At 68.1% G+C, this 8,162-nt stretch carries 7 protein-coding genes; 6 read left to right on the top strand and 1 reads right to left on the bottom strand.

Translation table 11 applies throughout. The features are described 5' to 3' along the window. The first annotated feature begins 106 nt into the window (after window positions 1-106). The 5 genes from K8V84_RS02690 (at window position 107) to K8V84_RS02670 (ending at window position 6,103) form a co-directional block, all read left to right on the top strand. Window positions 107-769 (top strand): DUF4352 domain-containing protein, encoded by a 663-nt coding sequence (locus K8V84_RS02690; RefSeq protein WP_369696596.1) that lies wholly within the window; start codon window positions 107-109, stop codon window positions 767-769. Window positions 770-1,070: 301 nt separating this feature from the next. Next, complete coding sequence (locus K8V84_RS02685) at window positions 1,071-1,913, top strand: nitrilase-related carbon-nitrogen hydrolase (protein WP_304069876.1); 843 nt, start codon at window positions 1,071-1,073, stop codon at window positions 1,911-1,913. A 4-nt stretch (window positions 1,914-1,917) separates the two neighbouring features. Then, the gene (hydA, locus tag K8V84_RS02680; RefSeq protein WP_304069875.1) at window positions 1,918-3,324 is read left to right on the top strand and encodes a dihydropyrimidinase; all 1,407 of its coding nucleotides are present in this window, start codon (window positions 1,918-1,920) and stop codon (window positions 3,322-3,324) included. A gap of 9 nt (window positions 3,325-3,333) precedes the next feature. After that, entirely contained in the window at window positions 3,334-4,344 is a 1,011-nt protein-coding gene (locus K8V84_RS02675) for a TIGR03842 family LLM class F420-dependent oxidoreductase (RefSeq protein ID WP_304069873.1), read from the top strand. 223 nt (window positions 4,345-4,567) lie between these two features. Continuing rightward, complete coding sequence (locus K8V84_RS02670; protein WP_304069871.1) at window positions 4,568-6,103, top strand: NCS1 family nucleobase:cation symporter-1; 1,536 nt, start codon at window positions 4,568-4,570, stop codon at window positions 6,101-6,103. Between the two features lie 80 nt (window positions 6,104-6,183). On the opposite strand, the gene K8V84_RS02665 is transcribed toward K8V84_RS02670, so the two are convergent. Further along, window positions 6,184-7,257 carry a CDP-alcohol phosphatidyltransferase family protein gene (locus K8V84_RS02665; RefSeq protein WP_304069868.1) on the bottom strand — a complete coding sequence of 358 codons (1,074 nt, stop codon included), beginning with the start codon at window positions 7,255-7,257 and terminating at the stop codon, window positions 6,184-6,186. Between the two features lie 559 nt (window positions 7,258-7,816). Between K8V84_RS02665 and K8V84_RS02660 the strand changes: the two genes are divergently transcribed. Further along, window positions 7,817-8,162 (top strand): acyltransferase family protein (locus tag K8V84_RS02660; RefSeq protein WP_369696595.1); only part of this gene is annotated, 346 nt, incomplete at its 3' end.

The following is an 8,162-nucleotide window of genomic DNA, read 5'->3' as shown; positions in this document are numbered from 1 at the left end:
GCCTATGGGGCCGCCTCCCGGGGGGATGCCTCCCGGAGGTCCTCCCCCGCCCGGGGGTATGCCCCCCGGCGGCATGCCGCCCGGTGGGCCCTATGGCCAGCCCCCGATGGGACCCCCTCCCGGTGGTCCCTACGGGCAACCGCAGCAGAAGAAGACCTCGCCCTGGCTGTGGATCAGCCTGGGTTGCGGTGGCCTCTTCGTGATCGGCGTGGTCCTGGTCGTCCTGCTGGTCTTCGTCTTCGCCGACCAGCCCTCGGACGAGGGCGGCGGCACCGGCGGCGGTGGATCCGAGGGCACCGGTGGGGACGGCAGCGGCGGTTCCGGTTCCGCGGGATCGGACACCGACACCGGGCTGGGCAACGAGCCGCGCTCCAACCCCGACATGCCGGGTGTGGGCGAGACCGTGGAGCACGACGGTCTGCGCTTCACCATCACCCAGATCGACGCGGGCCTCCCCGAGGCAGGCAGCCACACCCCGCTCGGCGAGTACGTCGTGGTGTGGATCGAACTCGAGCCGGCCGGCTCCGTCGCCGACGACTTCTGGCGCGACGAGCAGCACCTCTACACCTACGACGGTCAAGAGATCGAAGAGGACTACGAGGCGACCTGGGACTACACCGAGGACAGCATGCTCATCGACCTGGAGCCCGGTGAGAGCTACGAGACGGCGATCGTTTTCGACGTGGACGACCCCTCGCAGATCTCCCACATGGGCCTGAGCGCCGAGACCCTCGGCGGCAACGAGGTCGAGGTCGACGTCACCGGCTGAGACGTGACTCCGACGTCGACACCGACGTCGCTCGAGCGGGGCCGCCGGATCCGATCCGGCGGCCCCGACGCATGTGCGGACACATGAAATTCCGCCGGGAAGAGCGCACCGGCTTGTCCGATCCTCCGACCGGATAACGCCACAGAAAGGTTATATATCCTCATACGACACAAATGCGAATTCGGTTAACACAGTCTTATCCCGTCCCGCCGGATGTCGGATATTGACCGGCCATTCGTCCTTTATCTAGGGTGCGGTCTCTACAGCGCAGGTCAGATGCTCGACCAGGAGCGAGGGAACCATGCCGCACAACGTCCGGGCCGCACTCGTACAGACCGAGTGGACCGGAGACACCGCATCCATGCTGGACGCCCACGAACGGTACACGCGAGAGGCCGCCGCGCAGGGCGCCGAGGTCATCGGGTTCCAGGAGGTGTTCAACGCACCCTACTTCTGTCAGGTACAGGAGGCCCAGCACCACCGCTGGGCCGAGCCCGTACCCGACGGCCCCACCGTCACACGGTTCCAGGCGCTCGCCGCGGAACTGAACATGGTGATGGTGCTTCCGATCTTCGAGATCGACAAGCCCGGTTTCTACTACAACACCGCCGCCGTCATCGACGCCGACGGCACTTACCTCGGCAAGTACCGCAAGCACCACATTCCGCAGGTCAAGGGATTCTGGGAGAAGTACTACTTCCGTCCCGGAAACCTCGGATGGCCGGTGTTCGACACCGCCGTCGGCCGCGTGGGCGTCTACATCTGCTACGACCGCCACTTCCCCGAGGGCTGGCGCGCCCTGGGCCTGGCCGGCGCGCAACTGGTCTACAACCCGTCGGCGACCAGCCGTGGTCTGTCCGCCCACCTGTGGAAGCTCGAACAACCCGCCGCCGCCGTGGCCAACGAGTACTTCGTCGCCGCCATCAACCGGGTCGGCCGAGAGGAGTACGGCGACAACGACTTCTACGGCACCAGCTACTTCGTCGACCCGCGTGGACAGTTCGTGGGAGAGGTCGCCTCCGACACCAAGGCCGAACTGGTCGTACGCGACCTCGACTTCGACATGGTCGACGAGGTCCGTCAGCAGTGGGCCTTCTACCGCGATCGCAGGCCCGACGCCTACGGCCCGCTGACGGAGGGATGAGGCCATGACCCGGACCCTCATCAGTGGCGGTCTCGTCGTCACCTCGGCGGAGGAGGTCGAAGCCGACGTCCTCGTCGAGGACGGGAAGGTGGCCGCCCTCGCCCTGCGCGGCAGCGACGCCGCCCGCACCTGGGCCGAAGGCGACGCCGAGGTCATCGACGCCACCGGCCACTACGTCCTCCCGGGCGGCGTCGACGGCCACACCCACATGGAGATGCCGTTCGGCGGGACGTACTCCTCGGACACCTTCGAGACCGGCACCCGCGCTGCGGCGTGGGGCGGCACCACCACCATCGTCGACTTCGCCATCCAGCGGCCGGGCGAGTCCGTGCGTGCCGGGGTGGACTCGTGGATGGCCAAGGCCGACGGCAGGTGCGCGATCGACTACTCGTTCCACGCCATCCTGTCCGACGTCAACGAGTCCTCCCTGAAGGAGATGGACGCCCTCGTCGACGAGGGTGTCACCTCGTTCAAGCTGTTCATGGCCTACCCCGGCGTGTTCTACAGCGACGACGGGCGGATCCTGCGAGCGATGCAGCGCGGCGCGGCCAACGGCGCGCTCACGATGATGCACGCCGAGAACGGCATCGCCATCGACGTCCTCGTCGAGCAGGCCCTGGCCGAGGGCCGGACGGACCCGCGCCACCACGGGGAGGTCCGCAAGGCCCTGCTGGAGTCCGAGGCCACGCACCGCGCCATCCAGCTCGCCCGGGTCGCGGGAGCGCCGTTGTACGTGGTGCACGTGTCGGCGGGCGAGGCCGTGGCCGAACTGTCCCGCGCCCGGGACATGGGGCTCAACGTCTTCGGTGAGACGTGCCCGCAGTACCTGTTCCTGACGGTGGACAAGCTCGCCGAACCCGGTTTCGAGGGCGCCAAGTACGTGTGCTCGACACCGTTGCGGCCCGAGGAGCACCAGGCCCACCTGTGGCGGGCGCTGCGCACCAACGACCTGTCCGTGGTCTCCACCGACCACTGCCCGTTCTGTTTCAGCGGGCAAAAGGACCTGGGCGTGGGCGACTTCTCCAGGATCCCCAACGGCGTGCCCGGGGTGGAGCACCGGATGGACCTGCTGCACCAGGCCGTGGTGGAGGGGCACATCGGTCGTCGACGGTGGATCGAACTGGCCTGCGCCACCCCGGCCCGGATGTTCGGTCTGTATCCGAGGAAGGGCACCATCGCCCCCGGCGCCGACGCCGACCTGGTCGTGTACGACCCCGACGCCGAGCGGACCCTGTCGGCGAAGACCCACCACATGAACGTGGACTACTCCGCCTACGAGGGGAAACGGGTGCGGGGTCGTGCCCGCACCGTGCTCTCCCGCGGCCGCGTGATCGTGGACCGGGATTCCTACCTGGGTTCGGCCGGCGACGGCTCGTACGTGCCCAGGTCCACCTGTCAGTACCTGATCTGAGGGGGACACATGGACATCGGACTGGTCCTCCAGACGGATCCGCCCGCCGACCTGCTGGTGGAGCGGATGGTGCGCGCCGAGGAGAAGGGGTTCACACACGGGTGGACCTTCGACTCCGTGGTGCTGTGGCAGGAACCCTTCGTCATCCACAGCCGCGTCCTGGAGCGGACCGAACGCCTGATCGTGGGCCCCATGGTCACCAACCCCGCCACCCGCGCGTGGGAGGTGACCGCGTCGGTGTTCGCCACCCTGAACGACATGTACGGGAACCGGACGATCTGCGGCATCGGCCGTGGCGACTCGGCGATGCGGGTGGCCGGACGCAGGCCCGCGACCCTGGACCGACTGTCACGGGCGATGACCGCGATCAAGGACCTCGCCGAAGGACGCGAGGCGGACGTGGAGGGCGCGCCCCTGCGCATCCCGTGGGTACGCGACGGTTCCCTGCCCGTGTGGATGGGCGCGTACGGGCCCAAGGCCCTGGACCTGGTGGGTCGGCGGGCCGACGGGTTCATCCTGCAGCTCGCCGACACCTACCTGACCGAGTGGATGGTCAAGGCGGTACGGTCCGCGGCCGCCGACGCCGGGCGTGACCCGAACGAGGTGAAGGTGTGCGTGGCCGCGCCCGCCTACGTCACCGACGGGTCCGTCGAAGAGCGGGCCCACGCCAGGGAGCAGTGTCGCTGGTTCGGCGGGATGGTGGGCAACCACGTCGCCGACCTGGTCTCCCGGTACGGGGACCGATCGGACATGGTGCCCCAGGAACTGACCGACTACGTCAAGGCCCGTCAGGGCTACGACTACAGCCACCACGGCCGGGTCGACAACCCGGACACCGAGTTCGTTCCGGACACCATCGTCGACCGGTTCTGCCTGATCGGAACGGTGGACGAACACCTGGAGAAACTGGATCGGCTGCGCGCCGCGGGCGTGGACCAGTTCGCGATCTACGCGATGCACGACGACGTCGACGGTGTGATCGACACCTACGGGAGCAGGATCGTCCCGGCGATGTCCTGAGCGCTCACGGACGCGTCCGTGAGTCGCGCCGGGCCGCCCCCCCCGACACCGGGGGCCGGCCCGGACCGCCCGCACACGGGAACGTCGTCGCGGCCCCGGCGACGTGTGAAGATGGTCGACGGCCTGAAACCGAATCCCATCCGGTCCTCCCCCGGCCTCGCGCGCGAGCCCGCCGTCGTGCCCGCGTCGTGGATCCCCATCAGCACCACCGAGAAGGTGTCCCGTGTCCAAAGCCCCACCGAAACCCGAGACGACCACACAGGTCACCCATCCCGACGGCCGTGTCTCCCTGCCGGAGGGCACCACCCTCCCGGCCGGTCCGTTCGTCAACGACGACCTCCAGCCCGTACCCATGACCAGGCGGAACTGGGGCACCGGCAGCTTCTCCGCCCTGTGGGTGAGCATGTCGGTGAGCATCCCCGCGTGGACGCTGGCCAGTGGATTGATCGCCGCCGGCCTGGACTGGCGCCAGGCGATGGTCGCGGTGGTCCTGGGCAACCTCATCGTGCTGGTGCCGATGGTCCTGACCGGGCACGCGGGGGCCAAGTACGGCATCCCGTTCCCGGTGTTCGCGCGTTCCTCCTTCGGTGTGCGCGGCGCGAACCTGCCCGCGCTGCTGCGCGGGGCGGTGGCGTGCGGTTGGTTCGGCATCCAGACCTGGATCGGCGGTCAGGGCGTGTACGTCCTGACCGGTCGGCTGTTCGGCGCCCCATGGATGGACGCCGCGGAGTTCGGCGGGTACCCGTGGACGCTGTGGCTGTCCTTCGGGGTGTTCTGGCTGGCCCAGATCGCCATCATCCTGTGGGGCATGGAGGGTGTGCGCAAGGTCCAGCTCTGGGCCGCGCCCCTGATGGTCCTCGGCGGTGTCGCCCTGTTGGTGTGGATGGCCTCCCAGGCCGGCGGCCTCGGCCCGATGCTCTCCGTGGACCGCCCCCTGGACTGGGGTCCGTCCTTCTGGGCGCTGTTCTTCCCGTCCCTGATGGGTGTGATCGGCTACTGGGCGACTCTGACCCTCAACATCAGTGACTTCACCCGATTCGCCTCCACCCAGCGGGCGCAGGTGGCGGGTCAGTCCCTGGGGCTGCCCACCACCATGACGCTGTTCTCACTGATCGCGGTCATGGTGACCGCGGGAACCGCCGCGGTGTACGGCGAGCCGATCTGGAACCCGATCGACGTCGTGGACAAGATGGACTCCGGCCTCGGGCTGCTGTTCGCGATCTTCGTGGTGCTGCTGGCGACGGTGTCCACCAACGTGGCCGCCAACCTGGTGGGACCCGCCTACGACCTGGCCAACCTCAAGCCGAACTGGATCAGCTTCCGCACCGGCGCGCTCATCACCTGTGTCCTCGGTGTACTGATCTTCCCGTGGAAGCTCCTGGAGGACGAGAACACCTACATCTTCGTCTGGTTGGGAACCGTCGGGGGCATCCTCGGCGCCGTGGCGGGCATCCTGCTGGCCGACTACTGGTTGCTGCGCCGCACGAGGATCAACCTGCCAGCCCTGTTCAGTCGGGACGGCGAGTACTGGTACTCGGGTGGCTGGAACTGGCGCGCCCTGCTCGCCTTCGGCGTGGGCGCGGTGCTCTCCGTGGCGGGCCCGCTGGCCTCGTACGGCTGGGTGGTCGGGCTGATCGCCGCGTTCCTCCTGCACTGGGCGCTGGGCGCCCTCGTCCCGGACCGGCGGATGCTCGCCGCCGACCGGGCGGCGGAGGGGGCGGTCTCCGAGGACGACGGCCCGAAGAGCGACACGGACTGACCTCCGCAAAGACGGGTGCGGCGCGTCTCCGAGTCGGGGACGCGCCGCTCACACCCACGATCCGTGGGAACCGGGGCCGGTCAGGCCGCCGGACGGTGCCGTTCGAGACCGCTGAGGTCCAGCGACTCCAACGTCTCGTTGATGTTCTGGGTGACCCGGACGAACTCGCGGGTGGACAGCCAGAGCTTGTAGATGATGAGCATCTCGAAGGTGAGCATGAACACCGCGGAACCGATGATGGTGGCGACCATCCCGGTGACCGAGAACATCCCCACGAGCGGGGCGACGATGAACACGCCCATCTGGAACTCGATGCCGCTGAACAGGTGCGGACGGATCCGGTTGGCCCAGAGCATGTCGCGCACCCTGCGGTACCAGGGGAAGCGCTTGTCGAAGCCCTTCTGCAGGGCGGTGCTCTGCAGGTGCTTGGCCTTGCGGTTGGGGGTGATGACCCCTTCTTCGTCCGTCTCCTCGTCGTCGGAGGCCACGGCGGGGGCCTGGACACGTTCGGCCCCACCGATGGAGACGCTGCTCTCCTCGTCGCCCATGCCGTCGTTGACGTTGTCGTCGGGGCCGGCGAAGCCACCGGCGGCCTGGCGGACCCGACCGGTGTCCTGCTCGCCGGCGTGCTCCTCGACCTCACGGATCGCCTGGGCGATGTGGCGGCGCATGGCCGAGCGGACCTTCGCCATCTGCGGCGAGTTCAGGTAGCGGAACATGTCGGTGAAGACGATGGCCAGCAGGACCCACAGGAAGAGGGGGTTGCCGGTGATCGCGAACTGGCCGCCCATGAGGGCGATACCGCAGACCAGCACGCGGATGCGGTCGAAGACGTAGTCCAGCCAGCTACCGAAGACCGAGCCGTTGCCCTTGAGGCGGGCGATCTTGCCGTCCATGCAGTCGAGGACGAAGCTCAGGTGGAACAGCAGGGCACCGGTCAGGAGCCAGTACCAGTCTGCGAGGAAGAAGCACACCGCGGAGAGCAGGCCCAGGATCAGGGCCGCCACGGTGAGCTGGTTCGGAGTGATGTTGGTGCGGTTCGCCGTGGCCTTGACCAGCCGGGAGGCGAGCGGGTCGACTAGCCAGACCGTCCACCACGAGTCCCGTGGCTTGTAGGTCTGGTCTCGCACGTCTGCGAGGGTGAAGGAGGGCATTTCCCTGAACTCCGATGGTAAGCGAACGGTGCCTGTCAGGGGGATGTTCGCCGGGTAGGGGCGCGTGATTTCGATGCCTCGCGCGGGGGGAGTCACCTGCTGGGGCGCTTCTTCGCGTACGAGGCCACTCATAGGTGACGCGTGCGTGAACCACGAGGTTGTCAAAAGTGACAGGTAGACCAAAACGTGATGAACGCGACCTGGCCGACATGCGGCCCTCAACGGTCCTATTCGCCTTTGCCGGGAAGTGAGGGAGCGGGCGGGAGGCACAGCCCGGCAAGCCGGTCCATGTGACCCAGGGCACCCGTTTGCGCAGCTCAGGGCTACGCATTCACACAGATTCCATCTCGACTCGACAACAGGGCGGCCTGTACACACAAGTCACTCCCGACCGGTGCCGATACTGGTTCGGCAGGGCACTCTCTCGGCGTCGCGAACCTCTCCTCGGACGCATCGAACCGCCGCATCCGGCCGGCCCCTGCCCCACCATCTTCGAGCCCGAGGCTGACCTGTGTCCGTTCCCGCTCACCCGCGTGTCACCGATGTCGTCGAAACGCCCGTGACCGCACCCGCGCGTCCACGTCATCGCGCCGACATCGAGGGCCTGCGCGCCGTCGCCGCCGTGCTGATCGCCGTCTACCACATCTGGTTCGGCACGGTCTCCGGTGGCGTCGACGTGTTCCTGCTGCTCACCGGCTTCCTCATCACCGGGTCACTGGTCCGGGCGATGGAACGCGACGGCCGCATCGCCTTCGGCGCGTTCTGGACCAAGCTGGTCAAGCGCCTGTTCCCCGCCGGAGCGGTCGTCCTCGGTGCCGTACTGGTGTTGACCTACCTGTTCTTCCCGCGTTCGCAGTGGACAGCGGTGATCGACGACGTCCGCGCCGCCGTCCTGTACTACGGGA

Origin of the sequence: Nocardiopsis listeri (assembly GCF_020741345.1) — a bacterium.
Taxonomy (GTDB): Bacteria; Actinomycetota; Actinomycetes; order Streptosporangiales; family Streptosporangiaceae; genus Nocardiopsis; species Nocardiopsis listeri_A.
This window is presented reverse-complemented; position numbering and strand designations above follow the sequence as displayed.